Source organism: Mycolicibacterium stellerae (assembly GCF_003719305.1).
Taxonomy (GTDB): Bacteria; Actinomycetota; Actinomycetes; order Mycobacteriales; family Mycobacteriaceae; genus Mycobacterium; species Mycobacterium stellerae.
The window spans coordinates 418,021-432,595 of sequence record NZ_RARC01000001.1 but is presented as its reverse complement, the minus strand read 5'-3'; the positions used below and the strand labels follow the sequence as shown (position 1 = coordinate 432,595).

General features: G+C 67.6%; 22 protein-coding genes and 1 riboswitch. Of the genes, 10 read left to right on the top strand and 12 right to left on the bottom strand.

The features are described 5' to 3' along the window. Positions 1-34 precede the first annotated feature (34 nt). The 4 genes from D6M19_RS02130 to D6M19_RS02115 are packed head-to-tail and all read left to right on the top strand — an operon-like array spanning position 35 to position 1,653. Positions 35-235 (top strand): hypothetical protein, encoded by a 201-nt coding sequence (locus D6M19_RS02130; protein ID WP_123023650.1) that lies wholly within the window; start codon positions 35-37, stop codon positions 233-235. Between the two features lie 59 nt (positions 236-294). Then, positions 295-720 carry a cyclic pyranopterin monophosphate synthase MoaC gene (gene moaC, locus D6M19_RS02125; RefSeq protein ID WP_234834669.1) on the top strand — a complete coding sequence of 142 codons (426 nt, stop codon included), beginning with the start codon at positions 295-297 and terminating at the stop codon, positions 718-720. A gap of 28 nt (positions 721-748) precedes the next feature. Continuing rightward, on the top strand, positions 749-1,228 hold the full coding sequence (locus D6M19_RS02120; RefSeq protein ID WP_407665281.1) for a MogA/MoaB family molybdenum cofactor biosynthesis protein: 480 nt from the start codon (positions 749-751) through the stop codon (positions 1,226-1,228). Beyond that, positions 1,225-1,653, top strand: coding sequence for a molybdenum cofactor biosynthesis protein MoaE (locus D6M19_RS02115; RefSeq protein ID WP_123023479.1), 429 nt, complete (start codon positions 1,225-1,227; stop codon positions 1,651-1,653). Before D6M19_RS02120 ends, D6M19_RS02115 begins: the two co-directional genes overlap by 4 nt. 21 nt (positions 1,654-1,674) lie before the next feature. Here the strand turns inward: D6M19_RS02115 and D6M19_RS02110 are convergent, their stop codons facing one another. From D6M19_RS02110 to D6M19_RS02095, 4 genes are all read right to left on the bottom strand, one after another. Beyond that, positions 1,675-2,958: a transglycosylase family protein gene (locus D6M19_RS02110; RefSeq protein ID WP_123023478.1), complete on the bottom strand. Its 1,284-nt coding sequence runs from the start codon at positions 2,956-2,958 to the stop codon at positions 1,675-1,677. A gap of 9 nt (positions 2,959-2,967) precedes the next feature. Further along, a riboswitch (cyclic di-AMP (ydaO/yuaA leader) is annotated at positions 2,968-3,145 on the bottom strand. 248 nt (positions 3,146-3,393) lie between these two features. Next, a complete protein-coding gene (locus D6M19_RS02105; RefSeq protein WP_123023648.1) occupies positions 3,394-3,672 on the bottom strand; it encodes a MoaD/ThiS family protein in 279 nt (92 codons plus the stop codon). 2 nt (positions 3,673-3,674) lie between these two features. Then, the gene (moaA, locus tag D6M19_RS02100) at positions 3,675-4,727 is read right to left on the bottom strand and encodes a GTP 3',8-cyclase MoaA (protein ID WP_123023477.1); all 1,053 of its coding nucleotides are present in this window, start codon (positions 4,725-4,727) and stop codon (positions 3,675-3,677) included. Next, the gene (locus tag D6M19_RS02095; protein WP_123023476.1) at positions 4,724-5,128 is read right to left on the bottom strand and encodes a YccF domain-containing protein; all 405 of its coding nucleotides are present in this window, start codon (positions 5,126-5,128) and stop codon (positions 4,724-4,726) included. The genes moaA and D6M19_RS02095 overlap by 4 nt, the downstream gene beginning before the upstream one ends. A 145-nt stretch (positions 5,129-5,273) precedes the next feature. On the opposite strand from D6M19_RS02095, the gene D6M19_RS02090 reads away from it, so the two are divergent. After that, positions 5,274-5,687, top strand: coding sequence for a cold-shock protein (locus D6M19_RS02090; protein WP_123023475.1), 414 nt, complete (start codon positions 5,274-5,276; stop codon positions 5,685-5,687). A gap of 181 nt (positions 5,688-5,868) precedes the next feature. Beyond that, positions 5,869-6,876 carry a glutathione S-transferase family protein gene (locus D6M19_RS02085; protein WP_123023647.1) on the top strand — a complete coding sequence of 336 codons (1,008 nt, stop codon included), beginning with the start codon at positions 5,869-5,871 and terminating at the stop codon, positions 6,874-6,876. Here D6M19_RS02085 and D6M19_RS02080 read toward each other — a convergent pair. Then, positions 6,873-7,355, bottom strand: a complete 483-nt coding sequence (locus D6M19_RS02080; RefSeq protein ID WP_123023474.1) for a DUF2771 domain-containing protein — start codon at positions 7,353-7,355, stop codon at positions 6,873-6,875. The two genes, D6M19_RS02085 and D6M19_RS02080, sit on opposite strands and share 4 nt — an antisense overlap. Further along, positions 7,352-9,082, bottom strand: a complete 1,731-nt coding sequence (locus D6M19_RS02075; protein WP_123023473.1) for an MFS transporter — start codon at positions 9,080-9,082, stop codon at positions 7,352-7,354. The genes D6M19_RS02080 and D6M19_RS02075 overlap by 4 nt, the downstream gene beginning before the upstream one ends. Positions 9,083-9,198: 116 nt before the next feature. Here D6M19_RS02075 and D6M19_RS02070 point away from each other — a divergent pair, with 116 nt between their 5' ends. Continuing rightward, positions 9,199-10,116, top strand: a complete 918-nt coding sequence (locus D6M19_RS02070) for a DUF3027 domain-containing protein (RefSeq protein ID WP_123023646.1) — start codon at positions 9,199-9,201, stop codon at positions 10,114-10,116. A gap of 16 nt (positions 10,117-10,132) precedes the next feature. On the opposite strand, the gene D6M19_RS02065 is transcribed toward D6M19_RS02070, so the two are convergent. The 5 genes from D6M19_RS02065 to D6M19_RS02045 are packed head-to-tail and all read right to left on the bottom strand — an operon-like array spanning position 10,133 to position 12,111. Continuing rightward, positions 10,133-10,495, bottom strand: a complete 363-nt coding sequence (locus D6M19_RS02065) for a DUF1801 domain-containing protein (protein WP_123023472.1) — start codon at positions 10,493-10,495, stop codon at positions 10,133-10,135. 4 nt (positions 10,496-10,499) lie between these two features. After that, positions 10,500-10,910: a VOC family protein gene (locus D6M19_RS02060; protein WP_123023645.1), complete on the bottom strand. Its 411-nt coding sequence runs from the start codon at positions 10,908-10,910 to the stop codon at positions 10,500-10,502. A gap of 5 nt (positions 10,911-10,915) precedes the next feature. Continuing rightward, positions 10,916-11,365 carry a helix-turn-helix transcriptional regulator gene (locus tag D6M19_RS02055; RefSeq protein ID WP_164478291.1) on the bottom strand — a complete coding sequence of 150 codons (450 nt, stop codon included), beginning with the start codon at positions 11,363-11,365 and terminating at the stop codon, positions 10,916-10,918. Further along, the gene (locus tag D6M19_RS02050; RefSeq protein ID WP_123023471.1) at positions 11,362-11,814 is read right to left on the bottom strand and encodes an SRPBCC family protein; all 453 of its coding nucleotides are present in this window, start codon (positions 11,812-11,814) and stop codon (positions 11,362-11,364) included. The genes D6M19_RS02055 and D6M19_RS02050 overlap by 4 nt, the downstream gene beginning before the upstream one ends. 33 nt (positions 11,815-11,847) lie before the next feature. Beyond that, positions 11,848-12,111 (bottom strand): DUF2530 domain-containing protein, encoded by a 264-nt coding sequence (locus D6M19_RS02045; protein WP_123023470.1) that lies wholly within the window; start codon positions 12,109-12,111, stop codon positions 11,848-11,850. A gap of 137 nt (positions 12,112-12,248) precedes the next feature. Between D6M19_RS02045 and D6M19_RS02040 the strand changes: the two genes are divergently transcribed. From D6M19_RS02040 to D6M19_RS02030, 3 genes are read left to right on the top strand one after another with little or no spacing between them, the layout of a single operon-like run. After that, positions 12,249-12,632: an Rv0880 family HTH-type transcriptional regulator gene (locus tag D6M19_RS02040; protein ID WP_407665287.1), complete on the top strand. Its 384-nt coding sequence runs from the start codon at positions 12,249-12,251 to the stop codon at positions 12,630-12,632. A gap of 23 nt (positions 12,633-12,655) precedes the next feature. Continuing rightward, positions 12,656-13,471, top strand: coding sequence for a TrmH family RNA methyltransferase (locus D6M19_RS02035; RefSeq protein ID WP_123023468.1), 816 nt, complete (start codon positions 12,656-12,658; stop codon positions 13,469-13,471). Further along, positions 13,459-13,737 (top strand): DUF2537 domain-containing protein, encoded by a 279-nt coding sequence (locus D6M19_RS02030; protein WP_234834668.1) that lies wholly within the window; start codon positions 13,459-13,461, stop codon positions 13,735-13,737. Before D6M19_RS02035 ends, D6M19_RS02030 begins: the two co-directional genes overlap by 13 nt. Here D6M19_RS02030 and sepH read toward each other — a convergent pair. Beyond that, positions 13,734-14,507: a septation protein SepH gene (gene sepH, locus D6M19_RS02025; protein WP_123023466.1), complete on the bottom strand. Its 774-nt coding sequence runs from the start codon at positions 14,505-14,507 to the stop codon at positions 13,734-13,736. The two genes, D6M19_RS02030 and sepH, sit on opposite strands and share 4 nt — an antisense overlap. Positions 14,508-14,575: the final 68 nt, after the last annotated feature.

Sequence of the window (14,575 nt, the reverse complement as noted above, 5' to 3'; positions counted from 1 at the left end):
GCCGGTCTCGCCACCAGTCGCGGCGCCTGCCACAATATGGGGCGTGGCAGACAAGAAGCAGAAGACCCGCTACATCGACAACGGCTGGCCGACCACCGATGTCGACGACGATCACGCGGTCAGCGAGCTGGCCGCCGACCGCACCGGCGCGTTGTCGCCCTTCGGCGACCTGACGTTCCCGCTGCCTTCGGAGGATCTGCCGTACACGCACCCGGTCACCGTCGTCAACAGATAACGGTGGTCGAGCCTCGCGGGGGCCGGCTGTCGCACCTCGACGATTCGGGCGCGGCCCATATGGTCGACGTGACCGGCAAGGATGCCACCACGCGGACCGCCGTCGCGGCGGGCACGCTGCGCACCCGCGCCGACGTCGTCGAGCTCATTGCGACCGGTGGGCTACCCAAGGGTGATGCGCTGGCCACCGCACGGGTTGCGGGCATCCTGGCGGCCAAGCGCACCAGCGACCTGATCCCGTTGTGTCATCAGTTGGCGTTGACCGGTGTCGATGTCGACTTCGAGATCGGCCAAGCCGAGGTCGGCATCACCGCGACGGTGCGCAGCACCGACCGAACCGGTGTCGAGATGGAGGCCTTGACGGCGGTCAGCATTGCGGCGCTGACGCTCTACGACATGCTCAAGGCCGTCGACCCGGCGGCGCGTATCGACGACATCAGGGTGCTGCGCAAAGAGGGCGGAAAAGCAGGGACGTGGACCAGGTGATGAGCGCTCGCGCGAAGAGCAGATGGACGTGACGCGTACCGCGAGGGTGATCATCGCGTCGACCCGCGCGGCGACCGGCGTCTACGAGGACCGCACCGGCCCGATCATCGTCGATTGGCTGAACCAGCGCGGCATCGTCACGCCCGCTCCCGTCGTAGTCGCCGACGGCAGCGGAGTGGTGCGGTCGCTTTTCGCGGCGGTCGGCGAAAACGTCAGTGTGATAATCACTTCCGGCGGCACCGGGATCTCGCCGACGGACCGGACCGCCGATGCCACCGCAGACATCGTCGACTACCAGATCCCCGGTCTGGCCGACGCAATCCGACTCTCAGGGCTGCCGCACGTGCCGACGTCGGTGCTGTCGCGCGGCGTCTGCGGCGTCAGGAACGGCACGCTGATCGTGAACCTGCCGGGCTCGACCGGTGGTGTCAAGGACGGTCTCGGCGTGCTCAACGACGTCCTCGAGCACGCGCTCGATCAGCTTGCGGGTAGGGACCACCCCCGGTGAAGGCCGTCGTGCTGCGCGCTGCCCTCACCGAGCAGACCATCGAACTCGCCGAGCACGAGGGTCTCGTCGCGCATCAGGCCGCAGGGGCCGTCGTCGGCTTTGCAGGCGTCGTGCGGGATCACGACGGCGGGCACACGGTGACGCGGCTGGAGTATTCGGCGCACCCCACGGCGCAGCAGACGCTCGCGGATGTCGCCGCGGAGATCGCGGCCGACTGCGCGGGCGTGCGGGCGATCGCGGTCAGCCACCGCATCGGCGCCCTCGAGATCGGCGACGCCGCGTTGGTGGCCGCCGTTGCGGCCGACCATCGGCAGGCGGCATTCGACACCTGCGCCCGGTTGGTGGACAGCGTCAAGGCACGGCTACCGGTGTGGAAGCACCAGTTCTTCGCCGACGGCTCCGACGAATGGGTGGGTTCGGCCTAGCCGGCGGTGCCGGCGTTGGGCTTAGGCGGCAGGCGGTGCGGGCAGCACAGGCTCGCCCGGCAGCGGTGCGGGCGGAACCTCGGCTCCGAGCGGAGCGGGCGCAACGTCGCCGACCGGCGCGGGAGCGATCCCAGGAGCGTTGAGGTTCTCCGATCCCGGTTCCGGAGTCGTCATCGGACGCTGGGTCAGCGCGAGCAACGCATCCTTACCCGTGATGTCCTGGGTCTGGATCGCATGCCACAGTTCCTTGAGGTACGTGACGTTTGCACTCTGGGCCGGCAGCGTCGACTCATCCATCGTGGCACCCGGCGGCAGATTCTCCGGGCTGGCCAGGTGCGGGACCTCTGCAGGCGGAGCAGGAAGCTCGCCGGTCATCGCCTGGTTGGCCGCGTCGAGAGCGGGCGCAGGGATGTCGACCGAATTCACCATTGCCATCGGATCGGGTGCGGGTGCGGGTGCGGCCAGCGGATCGACGGGTGCTGGACCAGGCAGCGGCGGTGCGGGCTCCAGCGGCGGCGGTGCCATCTGCAGCGCCCACTGCTGCGGGCCATCGGCGGGGGCGTCGGGCGCGACGTCCCAGTCCGGTGCAGGCTGCTCGAGCGACGCGTTGACGATCGGTAGTTCGACAGGGTCGGCGTTCGGCAGCGGCGTGTCCAGCAGCGGCGGGACGTCGGGCATCTGCGAGGCGTCGGGCAGCGGTGCGTCGAGTGAGACGAACTCGGCGGCCGGGGGAGGCGGAAGCTCGGGCGCCGGTGGCGGCGGGAGTTCCGGCGCGGGTGGCAGCGGGGCGGCCAGCGCGTCGACGGGAGCAGCCTCCGGTGGTGGCGGCGGTGCGAACGGGTCGAACGGCGGAGGTGGCGGCAGCTCGCCGTTCAACCCCACGGCGTCGATGGCGCCGTCGATAGCCTGTTGAGCGTCGTCGATCACGTTGCGCGGCGTCGAGCTGGACAGCCCGCGGCCGCAGACCGGCCACGCGCCGCGGCCCTGAGTGCCAAGGACACGCTCGGCGACCGCGATCTGCTCTTCTTTGGTGGCCATATGCGCGGAGGGCGCGTACTCGCCGCCTCCGTGCGATGTCCAGGTGCCGGGGGAGAACTGCAGCCCGCCCTGGTAACCGTTGCCGGTGTTGATCGCCCAGTTACCGCCTGATTCGCAGCTTGCGACTTTGTCCCATTCACCGTCGGTTGCGGCGCCAGCATGCCCGGCGAAAGCGAGGCCTCCGCTGCCGATGACTGCGCCCGTGAAGGCGACTTTTGCGACTGATTTTGCCGATGACGTGGGCTTGCGGTGCCGTCCACTGCTCATGGGTGCGTTAGGTCCTCTCTAATGCGCCCGCGAGGTCAGCTGTCGGGTTCGGGCTGGAGAGGTTGCCCGGCCTGGCCGTTGGTGAGAACGGTTTCGGCTTCACCCCAAGGGGCCGCAAGCGGCTCCTGGTCCTTTCGGTGGACCGGTGGGTCCCCCGCCTCCATCCATACTTGTTCGTTGAATCCCTGCCCAACGGATGGAGCTCGGCGCTATCGGGCAGGAAGGGCCAGCCGATTAGGGTCGACTGGCTTGCGGAAGAACCTAATGGGTCTGCGCGTTGCAGTCATCTTTTGCGCGTTGCGGCGTTTCGCCTCACGGCAAATCCTAATGAGGCTCTAAAAGCGCAGGAGTTTCGGGCGTTTCTGCTGGTGCATACCGCGCTCCACCAGTCTGTAGCCAGCTTGTGACCATTTTGTTATGTGATGTAAATCACTTTTACCCGCCCGCAAAGGGCGGGAGCACATCAATTATCTGGCCGTTTGTCAGCTCGGCCGTGTCGTCGCGGACCGCGATGCCGTCACATAAGAAGGAACACCGCCGCAGCACCAGGGCGAGCTCCGAACCGCGTGCGGCGAGCGTGTCGACGAGCGCGGCGACCGTCGTTCCGGGCGCGACTTGCACGGTTTCGGTCTCGACGCCTGCAGCGGCACGAGCCGCGGCGAAGTAACGCACGGTCAGCGTCAAGGTCGCCGTCGGCGTAGTCGTGGCTTCCATGGTCATCCGCCGATCGCGCTCATCGGCCGGTCCGGCTGCACGAAGTCGGGGTCGTTGATGCCGTGGCCCGCAGGTTTTGCCCACATCGCGGCGCGCCATGCTCCCTCGACGGCGTCATCGTCAGCGCCCGAGCGCATCAGTGCGCGCAGGTCGGTCTCCTCGCGGGAGAACAGACAGCTGCGCACCTGGCCGTCGGCGGTCAGCCGGGTGCGGTCGCAGGCCGAGCAGAACGCGTGCGACACCGACGCGATGATGCCGACGGTCGCCGGGCCGCCGTCGACCAGCCAGAGCTGCGCGGGCGCGGAGCCGCGCGGGGCCGGGTCCGGTGTCAGCGTGAAGTGACGCTGCAGGGTGGCCAGCACCTCGTCGGCGCCAAGCGTCTTGCCGCGCGACCACTCGTGACCGGCGTCGAGCGGCATCTGCTCGATGATGCGCAGCTGGTAGTCGTGCTCGAGGCTGAATCGCAACAGCGACACCGCGTCCTCGAGCCCGGTCATCGGGTCGAGGACGGCATTCACCTTGACCGGCTGCAGGCCGACCCTGTGTGCCGCGGCAAGACCGGCAAGCACGTCGGCAAGCCGGTCTCGGCGGGTGATGTGCGCGAAATGCTCGGCGTCGACGGTGTCGAGCGACACGTTGATCCGGTTCAGGCCGGCACCCTTGAGGCCTGCGGCCCGGCGATGTAGCCCAATTCCGTTGGTGGTCAAGGTGATTTCAGGTCGAGGCCGCAACGCGGCGGTCGCCGCGACGACCTCTTCGAGATGCTTGGCCAGCAGCGGTTCGCCGCCGGTGAATCGAACGCGGGTGACGCCGAGCCGCGTCACGGCGATGCGCAGCAGGCGAGTCAGCTCGTCGGTGTTCAGCAACTGCTCGCCCGACATCCAGTCGAGTCCCTCGGCGGGCATGCAATACGTGCACCGCAGATTGCAGCGGTCGGTCAGCGACACCCGCAGATCGGTGGCCACCCGGCCGTAGGTGTCGACCAGCGGCCCGCCTACCGGAGCAGGCCCCACGCGGCGGGACACCGAAGGAACGCCGAGCGCGATGATGGTCACGCAGCGGCTCGCACGGGTGGCTTCAGGTCGTCTACGGGCACGATCTCCTTGCCCAGCGGCACCAGCGAGACCGGGATGAGCTTTAGGTTGGCCAGCGCAAGCGGGATGCCGATGATCGTGATCGCCATCGCGACGGCGGTGACGACGTGCGCGATGGCCAGCCAGATACCGAACAGCAGCACCCAGATCACATTGCCGATCAGCGCTCCCGGCCGGACGCCCGGTTTGTCGATCACGGTGCGGCCGAACGGCCACAGTGCGTAGGAGGCGATGCGCAGCGATGCGAAGCCGAAGGGGATCGTGACGATCAGCACGAAGCAGATGAGTGCGGCCAGCAGGTAACCAAGCGCCAGCCACAGGCCGCCGAAAACCAACCAGATGATGTTCAGGATCAGGCGCATCTCTTCCTCCAGCGTGGGTTTCAGCCTACCGAGTAATAGGGGTGCTGGTCGTCGCGGCCTCCGAGTAGGATCTCTCCAGCGCGTCCCTGCGGAAAAGGCGGGACGCTTTCATTATGTGGGTTACCGAGACGAGCAGGTGAGACCAGTGCCGACCGGCCGGGTTAAGTGGTACGACGTCGAGAAGGGCTTCGGCTTTTTGTCGCAGGAGGAAGGTGAGGACGTCTACGTCCGTTCCTCCGCGCTGCCTGCCGGCGTCGAGGGACTCAAAGCGGGACAGAAGGTGGAGTTCGGCATGGCCGCCGGTCGCCGTGGCCCGCAGGCGTTGAGCCTGAAGATCCTCGACTCGCCGCCGAGCCTGACCCGTACCCGTCGCGAGGCGGCCGCCGCCGAGCACAAGCACACGCCCGACGAGCTGCACGGCATGGTCGAGGACATGATCACCCTGCTGGAGGGGGCGGTGCAGCCAGAGCTGCGCAAGGGCCGCTACCCCGACCGCAAGGTCGCGCGCCGGGTGTCCGAGGTGGTCAAGGCCGTCGCTCGCGAACTCGACGGCCAGTAATTCGCCGAGGCGACGGCCAGTAATTCGCCGAGCGTGCATCCAGCGCGAAAATCCTCGCGATTTCCCACAGTAGCTTCACGTTCGCCGGATGCGGGCATGCGGGGCGAATGCGGCACGTTCGCCGGATGCGGGCATGCTGGGCGAATGCGGCACGTTCGCCGCATGCGGGCATGCTGGTGCCATGGCTGAATATGTCTCCAGCGGTGGCGAGTTCACTCGCGACACCAACTACATCTCCACCCGCATCACCGCCGACGGCCGCGACGGGTATCCCGTCGAACCCGGCCGCTATCGGCTGATCGTCGCGCGGGCCTGCCCGTGGGCCAACCGTGCGATCATCGTCCGTCGGCTGCTCGGCCTGGAAGATGTGCTGTCGATCGGTTTCTGCGGGCCCACCCACGATGCACGCAGTTGGACCTTCGACCTCGACCCGGGCGGCGTCGACCCGGTGCTCAAGATCCCGCGGCTGCAGGACGCCTATTTCGCCCGTGACCCTCACTACCCGAAGGGCATCACGGTGCCCGCGATCGTCGACGTGCTGACCGGGCAGGTCGTCACCAACGACTTCGCGCAGATGACGCTCGACCTGTCCGGCGAGTGGACGGCGTATCACCGTGACGGCGCACCGGATCTGTATCCCGATGCGCTGCGCGACGAGATCGACGAGGTAGCCAAGCGCATCTACACCGAGGTGAACAACGGCGTCTACCGGTGCGGCTTCGCCGGCTCACAGGAGGCCTACGACAAGGCCTACGACCGGTTGTTCACCGCGCTGGACTGGCTCAACGAGCGGCTGGAAAATCAGCGGTTCCTGGTCGGGGACACCATCACCGAAGCCGACGTCCGGCTGTTCACCACGCTGGCCCGCTTCGATCCCGTCTATCACGGCCACTTCAAAGCCAACCGCTCCAAGCTCGACGAGATGCCCGCGTTGTGGGGCTATGCGCGAGACCTGTTCCAGACCCCCGGCTTCGGCGACACCACCGACTTCGTCCAGATCAAGCAGCACTACTACATCGTGCACACCGACATCAACCCGACGCGTATAGTGCCGAAGGGGCCGGATCTGTCGAACTGGCTGACACCGCACGGCCGGGAAGTGTTGGGCGGCAGGCCGTTCGGCGACGGCTCACCGCCGGGGCCGACGCCCGAAGGCGAGCGGGTACCCGCCGGGCACGGGGCCGGCTAGGGCCAGGCGGCCCGCACCGACCACTCCGCGTGCGTCCACGGAAACTCGTTGCCCGCCTCGTCGCGCACCAGCGTCGGCAGTTGCACCGCGAAGCCGAACAGCCTGCCGCGGTGCGGGTCCATCGTCGGGATGGTGACCGCGAATGTGCTGCCGGACCGGAATTCGTTGACGACGTCGGAGCCTTCGTATGACCGCACCAAAACCCATGGTGCAGCTGCGATCGCGGGCGGCACCGACAACTGCACCGCGTTGCGCGCGTCGACGTCGAGTACTCCGTCGCTGCGCGGGGTTTCGCAGTCGGTGGGGTTGAGCACATCGCAGAACTGATACGGCCCCACGCGCACCAACTGCCCGCGGGTGTAGGCGCTTATCTGCGGATGTTCGGGCGCGGGAGTTCGACTCAACCGCCATATCAGTACGCCGGTCGCGACAGACGCCAGCACGGCGACGGCGACAAGAACCGCCAAGCCTTTCTTCACTCCCGCGGCACCCCGGCCGGATCAGTCCAGCCGCCTTCTTGCGCCGCCACGACGGGGCGATTGCCGCCGAGACCGGGGATCAGGGAGTCGCCGCGATAGCTGACAAGCGTCTGCGCGAGACCGAGTATCAGCATGGTCGAGATCACGGTAAAGCCAATGTGCAGTTGGGTATACACGAGCACACCTGTCGCGCCGCCGGCCACCCACGCCAGCTGCAACAGCGATTCCGACCGCCCGAACGCCGACGCTCGCGACTCCTCGGGCAGATCATCTTGTAGCGACGCGTCCAGTGAGGCCTTCGCGATCGCGCTCGCGGCAGAGGTCACCAACGCCGCCAACGCGGCCACCAACAGCTTTCCGGTCAGCGCGGTAACAAGCGCGGCCAACGTGACCGCTGTCGTGCTGCGCACGACCAACTGCGCCGGATGCCCGAGCTGCAGCCTGGCGCTGGCGTAGTTGCCACCGAAATTACCGATCGCCGCCGCCGCACCGATCAGGCCGAGAATCATCAGCTGCTCCCAGCCGCTCTTCTCGTGCGACTTGGCCACGAACGCGGGATAGAGGAACAGGAAGCCCACCATCACCTTGATGGTGCAGTTGCCCCACAACGCGGTGATGATGTTGCGGCCCAGCGGTTGTCGTGCGTCGCGGGTTTCGGAGCGCCGCTGCGGATGGCGGCGCAGTTTGGCGCCGCGGACGAGAGGTGCGGGTTCATCCGCGCCGCCGTGGTAGCTCAGGGTGGTGGGGACCTCACCCGTGGTGACCTCCACCCATTTCGGGATGCGCATCGCGAGCACGGCGCCTGCCACCGTCATGGCGATGCACACGTACAGCGCCCCGGGCATGTGGAACAGGTTGAAGAGATACTCCGCGCCGGCGGCGACAGCGCCGCCGGCGATGGTTCCGCCGAGCAGGCCGAAGACCGTCAGCCGTGAATTGACCCGCACCAGGTCGATCGTCGGCGGCAGCACACGTGGGGTCACGGCGCTGCGAAGCACGCTGAATGACTTGGACAACACCATCATTCCCAGCGCGCACGGATACAGCACCCAGGACGGGAAGCTGCCCGTCGCACCGTCGTAGTTGGCGATCAGCACCACCACAAGCGCGCTGCGCAGCGTGAACGACATGGCAAGGGCGAGCCTGCGGCCGTGCTGTAAACGGTCAAGCGCCGGACCGATCAGCGGAGCGATGACCGCGAACGGCGCGATCGTGATGAGCAGGTAGAGCGCGACCTTGCTCTTGCTCTCGCCGGACGCCGCCGCGAAGAACAGGGTGTTGGCCAGTGCGACAGCCATTGCGGAGTCGACGGCGAAGTTGGCCATCACCGGATACGTCAGCGCGGTGAGGCCCGACTTGTCGGCACCGTCGGCGGTGGCGGCGCGGTGAAAGAGGCCGTACATCTTCGACCCCATGTCCCGGCTGCGTTGGGCCGCCGACCGGGGGCCGCTGTGACCGCTGCGCCCCGCGGCTCCACCGACACCGGGGGGCGGCTCACCGCGGTTGGGTGACCGCGCCTCGAGGTCGGGCAAATACCGGTTGGCGCTGGGTGTGGACGAGCGGCGCTGGCGTCGGTGATTCACGCCGTCGCTGGGGTAGTTCGCCATCCCGGGGTGTTCGTCTGCGTCGTGGGCGGGCGGGCGAGGCGGGTAGTAACGCGGATCATGCTGGCCACCCCGGTCTCGGGGGTCACGCCCTGATCCGCTCACAAAAAGATTCTCCCCCATTGCGATGACGGCGTCGTGCAGCCGACCGGGTGTGGCTGTGCGCTCGCCGGTCAGGCACTATTAAGCACGTGGACAGCGTGACGGAATCCACCGGGGACGGCTCGGCTGCGTCGGCGATGGAGCCGTCGGCGGACTTGGAAGCGGTGCTGACGGGCGCCGTCGACTTGGCGCGCGCGGCGATCGTCGAGCACAGCGGCGACGCCGTCGGCGAGTATCTGGGCGCGACGTTCGACGACCCCACTGCCGCCACCCATCGGTTCCTGGCCAACCTGCCCGGCTATCAGGGCTGGCAGTGGGCCGTGGTGGTGGCCGCGCATCCCGGTGCCGACCACGCGACGATCAGCGAGGTGGTGTTGGTGCCGGGGCCGACGGCGCTGCTGGCGCCACAGTGGGTGCCCTGGAATGAACGTCTGCGCCCAGGTGACCTCGGTCCAGGCGACCTGCTCGCCACGCCGTCCGAGGACGAACGCCTCGTGCCCGGCTTTTCCGCGACCGGTGACCCTGCGATCGACGAGGTCGCCTACGAGCTGGGTCTGGGCCGACGGCGGCTGCTGAGCCAACTGGGTCGTGTGGAGGCCGCCCAGAGATGGCACGACGGCGACTTCGGGCCGGGCTCGGCGATGGCCCGATCCACCCGCCGGGTGTGTCGGGACTGCGGCTTTTACCTGCCGCTGTCGGGGGCCCTCGGATTGATGTTCGGCGCGTGCGCCAACGAGTTCTCCGCAGACGGCCGTGTGGTCGATGCCGAATACGGCTGTGGGGCTCACTCGGACACCCCGGCACCCGCAGGAGCCGGCTCACCGCTCTATGACCCCTTTGACGATGGTGTTGTCGAAGTCGTCGAGGCACCGGAAGCCAGCGCCGCTGAGGAGCCAGAAGCCAGCGCCGCTGAGGCACCGGAAGTATCGGACACCGCCGAGGAACCGGAAGCCGGCGACGACGAGCAGGCAGCGCCGACCGACGAGTCCGAGCAGCCCGCAGGCGACGACGAGCAGTCCGCGCCGGGCGACGAGAGCGATCAGCCCTCGACGTAACGGGGCCGAGTGCGGCCTATCGCGTGTTGAACTCGACCGCGGCCCGAACGAGCGCCTTGAACGCCTTCTCGTCGAGCCCGTCGTTCTCGTGAATGTCGATGGCCCGGCGAGTGTTGCCGTCGAGACTGGAGTTGAACAAGCCCGACGGATCTCTCAGCGACGCGCCCTTCGCGAACGTCACCTTGACGTAGCTCTTGTAAACCTCACCGGTGCAGATCATTCCGTCGTGGTACCAGACTGGAACCCCCCGCCACTTCCACTCCTCGACGACATCGGGCTCGGCCTTCTTGATGAGTTCTCGGATCCGCGCGAGCGTTTCGCCCCGCCAGTCACCAAGTTCCTCGATTCGGGCGTCGATCTTCTCGGCGGCCTCACTCACTGCCTCAGCTCACCTCCTGGATGCGGACGGTGTTGCCCGCGGGATCACGCAGGGCGCAGTCGCGCGAGCCCCACGGCTGGTCGGTGGGCTCCTGCATGACGTCGGCGCCGCTGGCCTGTGCCCGCTCGAATACGGCGTCGAGATCGGTGGTGGCCAGCATGATGCTGGCGTAGGTGCCTTTGGCCATCATCTCGGCGATGACCCGCCGTTCGTCCTCGGTGACGCCAGGATCAGCGGCAGGCGGCGTCAACACGATGTTCATATCCGGCCTGCCGGCAGGGCCGATGGTGATCCAACGCATCGTGTTGCGTCCGACGTCCTTGCGGACCTCGAACCCGAGAGCGTCGCGATAGAACGCCAGTGACTGCTCGGGATCTTCGTGGGGCAGGAAGCTCGCGTTGATTGTGATGTCCATGCCGCTCACGCTAGGTGCAGTCGCGCGGCAGGCGCTTCTCGATTCCTGATCGGTCGAGTCACCTGCTTCTCCACGCACGACGGCATCGCGGGCGTGGCGCCCGCGGTCTGTTCGCGGTACGCGCTTGGCGACATGCCCACCAGCTCGGTGAACCGTGTGCTGAAGGTGCCAAGCGATGAGCAGCCCACCGCGAAGCACACCTCGGTGACGCTGAGATCGCCACCACGCAGCAGGGCCATCGCCCGCTCGATGCGCCGGGTCATCAGATAGGAGTAGGGCGACTCGCCGTATGCGAGCTTGAATCGTCGGGACAGGTGGCCCGCCGACATGTTGACGCCGCGGGCGAGTGCCTCGACGTCGAGCGGCTGCGCGTATTCGCGATCCATCCGGTCGCGGACGCTGCGCAACAGCTTGAGGTCGCGCAGACGCTGCTGCTCGGCCGGCGTGCCGGTCAACTTTCGGCCGCCGCCTTGATGCGTGCCAGCGAGGTGTTCATGCCGTCGATGAGTTCGCGTTCGAAATTCGGTACGCCGCCGAACAATGTCTGCACCGTGAGGTTCGGGACGGCCTTCACGCCGTTCTCGGCGTGCCTGCTCTCCACCACCCGGGTGCCGTTTTCGGTCGGCTCCAGTTCATAGCTCCAAATGGTGTTGTTGGTGTTCACCCGGAACGCCAGCTTCTTATCCGGAATGACTTCGGTGACCGTGCTCGTCGTCGGCCAGTACAGAAAGTTGCGGCGGTTGACGTTGATCGTTCGGGTGCCCGGCCGCAGCGGGCCGAACGCCTTCATCAACCGGCACTGCGGGCTCCATTGCGGCATTCGGCTGAAATCGGAGATCAAGGCCCACACCTTGTCGACCGGAGCGTTGATATCGATCTGTGTCTGCAATAGCGGCTGCACCACTGCTTTCTCCTTTCGACGGCTCTCTGGTGGAGTTCAGCGCAGGCCGCTCTGCGCGCCGCGGGATCCGCGGCGCACGGCGTGACGCTGCCAAAGGAAGATCGACGTGCCCAGGACACCGACCCCGAGTCCGGCCACCGCTATGGGCCGCCAATCGTGTAGCCCCGCGACCGTGAATGCCAGGATCGCGGCTACCAACCAGCCCACCGCGACCACGATGATGACCGGCCACGGTTCGAGCAGGATCGTGGGCAGGGCAGGCGGTTCCGGCTGACCGGGCTCGGGAGGTTCTGCGCTCATTGACGACAACCTAGCCCGCCGGGTATTCAGAACGAAAGCCCGCCCTGTTTTGCTACGCGCAGCAACATCCTCTGGCTATTCTTTGCCTTGTGAAGGATGCGGAGTCCCGATTGGCGAGTGACTTATCGCTGGCGGTCATGCGTTTGGCACGCCAATTGCGGTTTCGCCGTCCGGATTCCCCAGTTTCGCTATCGCAGTTATCGGCGCTATCGACCCTGGCTAAAGAGGGCGCGATGACGCCGGGGGCGTTAGCTACGCGGGAAAGAGTCCGGCCGCCGTCGATGACCCGCGTCATTGCCTCACTCGCCGAGCTCGGGTTCGTGGCGCGCAGCGCGCATCCCGCTGACGGCCGCCAGATTCTGGTGTCGGTATCGCCGTCCGGTACGGAACTGATCGAAGCCGAGCGCAAAGCCAGCCAGGAATGGCTCAAGGCGCGGCTTTCGCAGTTCGATGCGGACCAACGGAAGGCCCTGCTCGTGGCCGCCGACCTGATGTCGGCGCTCGTCGACGAAAGCGCGTGAGCGCTGGGCACGAGCGAGCCGGAATGGGTTCGGTGATCGATGTCGACGACCCCGCCGACCCGCGGCTTGACGATTTCCGCGACCTCAACAGCGTCGACCGCAGGCCCGATCTGCCGTCCGGCAGGGGTTTGGTGATCGCCGAGGGCGTGCTTGTGGTGCAGCGGATGCTGGCGTCCCGGTTTCGGCCGCGCGCCATGCTCGGCACCGACCGACGGCTGCGAGAACTGGCCGCCGACCTCGATGCCACCGACGCGCCCTACTACCGGGCGAGCGCCGAAGTGATGGCCGACATCGTCGGGTTCCACCTCAACCGCGGGGTGCTCGCCGCCGCACCCAGGCCAGGCGAGCTGACGGTCGAGCAGGTGTGCGACGGCGCGCGCACCGTCGCGGTGCTCGAAGGCGTCAACGACCACGAGAACCTCGGTTCGATTTTCCGTAACGCCGCCGGCCTTGACGTCGACGCGGTGGTGTTCGGCACCGGCTGCGCCGACCCGCTGTACCGGCGCGCGGTGCGGGTGTCGATGGGCCATGCGTTGCTGGTGCCGTATGCCTGGGCGGCGGCATGGCCCGCAGATCTGGCCATATTGCGGGACAACGGCTTTCGGCTGTTGGCGATGACGCCCGACCGTGATGCCGCCACGCTGTCCGAGGCGATGGCGACGGTCGCCGACGACCGCGTGGCGATTCTCGTCGGCGCCGAGGGGCCCGGTCTGACCGAGACGACGATGCGGGCCAGCGACATCCGGGTTCGGATCCCGATGTCACGTGGCACCGATTCGCTGAACGTGGCGACCGCCGCCGCGCTGGCGTTCTACGAGCGGGTTAGATTGGGCCGGTGACTGACGACGCCACGCCGTGGGGAACCGGGCTGACGGTGGCGGGATTCGTCGCAGTGGTGACCGCGGGCGCGGTGGTGGTGCTGAGCATGGGATTGATCCGCGTACATCCGCTGCTGGCGGCCGGGTTGAACCTGGTCGCCGTCGGCGGTCTGGCGCCGACGGTGTGGGGATGGCGCACAACACCGGTCTTGCGCTGGTTCGTGCTCGGGCTCGGCGTCGGCGTCGCAGGCGCCTGGCTGGCGCTGCTCGCGTTGACCTTGGGCTAGCCCTGGCCGCTGGATCGCACGCCGAGCAACACGTCTTCCCAGGCCGGAACCGGCGGCTTGCCCTTGCGGGCGCGCGGCGTGCGGGCCGGCTTCGGCGGCTCTGGCGCCTCTTCGACCTGCACCGGCGGCTCGGGTTCTTCGATCGCCAGCGGCGCGACCGGCGCGACCGGCCGCAGCGGCCTTGCGAAGTCGGGATCGATCAACTCGCAGGCGGCGTCGTCGAATGCGGTGACGGTGCCGCCATGGGCGCCGGGGGTGAACCGGAAATGTGCGGTGTTGTCGGAATGTCCGGCCCGCCACGACAGCTGCACCGTCCAGCGTCCGTCCTCGTTGCGCCAGGCGTCCCAGTTGACCGAGTCGGGGTCGAGGCCGCGCGCGATCAGCGCCGACGTGACGGTCTCCAGCAGCGTGAGTACCGCGGGACCGTCGGCGAGGACGGGGTGCGCCGCAGTAGCCAGTTCGGCCGCACGCGACCGTTCGAGTAGAACGGGGTGGGCGAACCGCTCCACCCGGGTCACGTCGACGCCCGCCGACTCCGCGACCTGCTCGACGGATGCGCCCGCGCGAATCCTGGCTTGAATCTCCTTGGGACGCAGCACGTTTGGAACCTCGGCATCGGATTGGGATTGGCTGGCAACGGATCTATCGCCACGCACGGCAGCGCGCAACCGGTCGTCGGTGCGCAGGATGAACTTCTCGCTTGCGTCGTCGGTTTCGCAGATGATGCGTTTGCCATCAACGTCGAGTCCGACGACCTTGAGTTCCCGCATGCCGACCTCCTCCGGGCTCTTTGGCGCCGGGACGCCGTGCCCGATTAGCAGCCCACCCTACTGTGTTA

What these genes read in the sequence shown, in the direction of transcription:
- moaC (WP_234834669.1), top strand. Translation starts at nt 295, where the DNA reads ATGGTCGACGTGACCGGCAAGGATGCCACCACGCGGACCGCCGTCGCG.
- D6M19_RS02110 (WP_123023478.1), bottom strand. Translation starts at nt 2,958, where the DNA reads ATGAGCAGTGGACGGCACCGCAAGCCCACGTCATCGGCAAAATCAGTC.
- D6M19_RS02105 (WP_123023648.1), bottom strand. Translation starts at nt 3,672, where the DNA reads ATGGAAGCCACGACTACGCCGACGGCGACCTTGACGCTGACCGTGCGT.
- D6M19_RS02095 (WP_123023476.1), bottom strand. Translation starts at nt 5,128, where the DNA reads ATGCGCCTGATCCTGAACATCATCTGGTTGGTTTTCGGCGGCCTGTGG.
- D6M19_RS02085 (WP_123023647.1), top strand. Translation starts at nt 5,869, where the DNA reads ATGGCTGAATATGTCTCCAGCGGTGGCGAGTTCACTCGCGACACCAAC.
- D6M19_RS02075 (WP_123023473.1), bottom strand. Translation starts at nt 9,082, where the DNA reads ATGGGGGAGAATCTTTTTGTGAGCGGATCAGGGCGTGACCCCCGAGAC.
- D6M19_RS02070 (WP_123023646.1), top strand. Translation starts at nt 9,199, where the DNA reads ATGGAGCCGTCGGCGGACTTGGAAGCGGTGCTGACGGGCGCCGTCGAC.
- D6M19_RS02060 (WP_123023645.1), bottom strand. Translation starts at nt 10,910, where the DNA reads ATGGACATCACAATCAACGCGAGCTTCCTGCCCCACGAAGATCCCGAG.
- D6M19_RS02045 (WP_123023470.1), bottom strand. Translation starts at nt 12,111, where the DNA reads ATGAGCGCAGAACCTCCCGAGCCCGGTCAGCCGGAACCGCCTGCCCTG.
- D6M19_RS02040 (WP_407665287.1), top strand. Translation starts at nt 12,249, where the DNA reads ATGCGTTTGGCACGCCAATTGCGGTTTCGCCGTCCGGATTCCCCAGTT.
- D6M19_RS02035 (WP_123023468.1), top strand. Translation starts at nt 12,656, where the DNA reads ATGGGTTCGGTGATCGATGTCGACGACCCCGCCGACCCGCGGCTTGAC.
- sepH (WP_123023466.1), bottom strand. Translation starts at nt 14,507, where the DNA reads ATGCGGGAACTCAAGGTCGTCGGACTCGACGTTGATGGCAAACGCATC.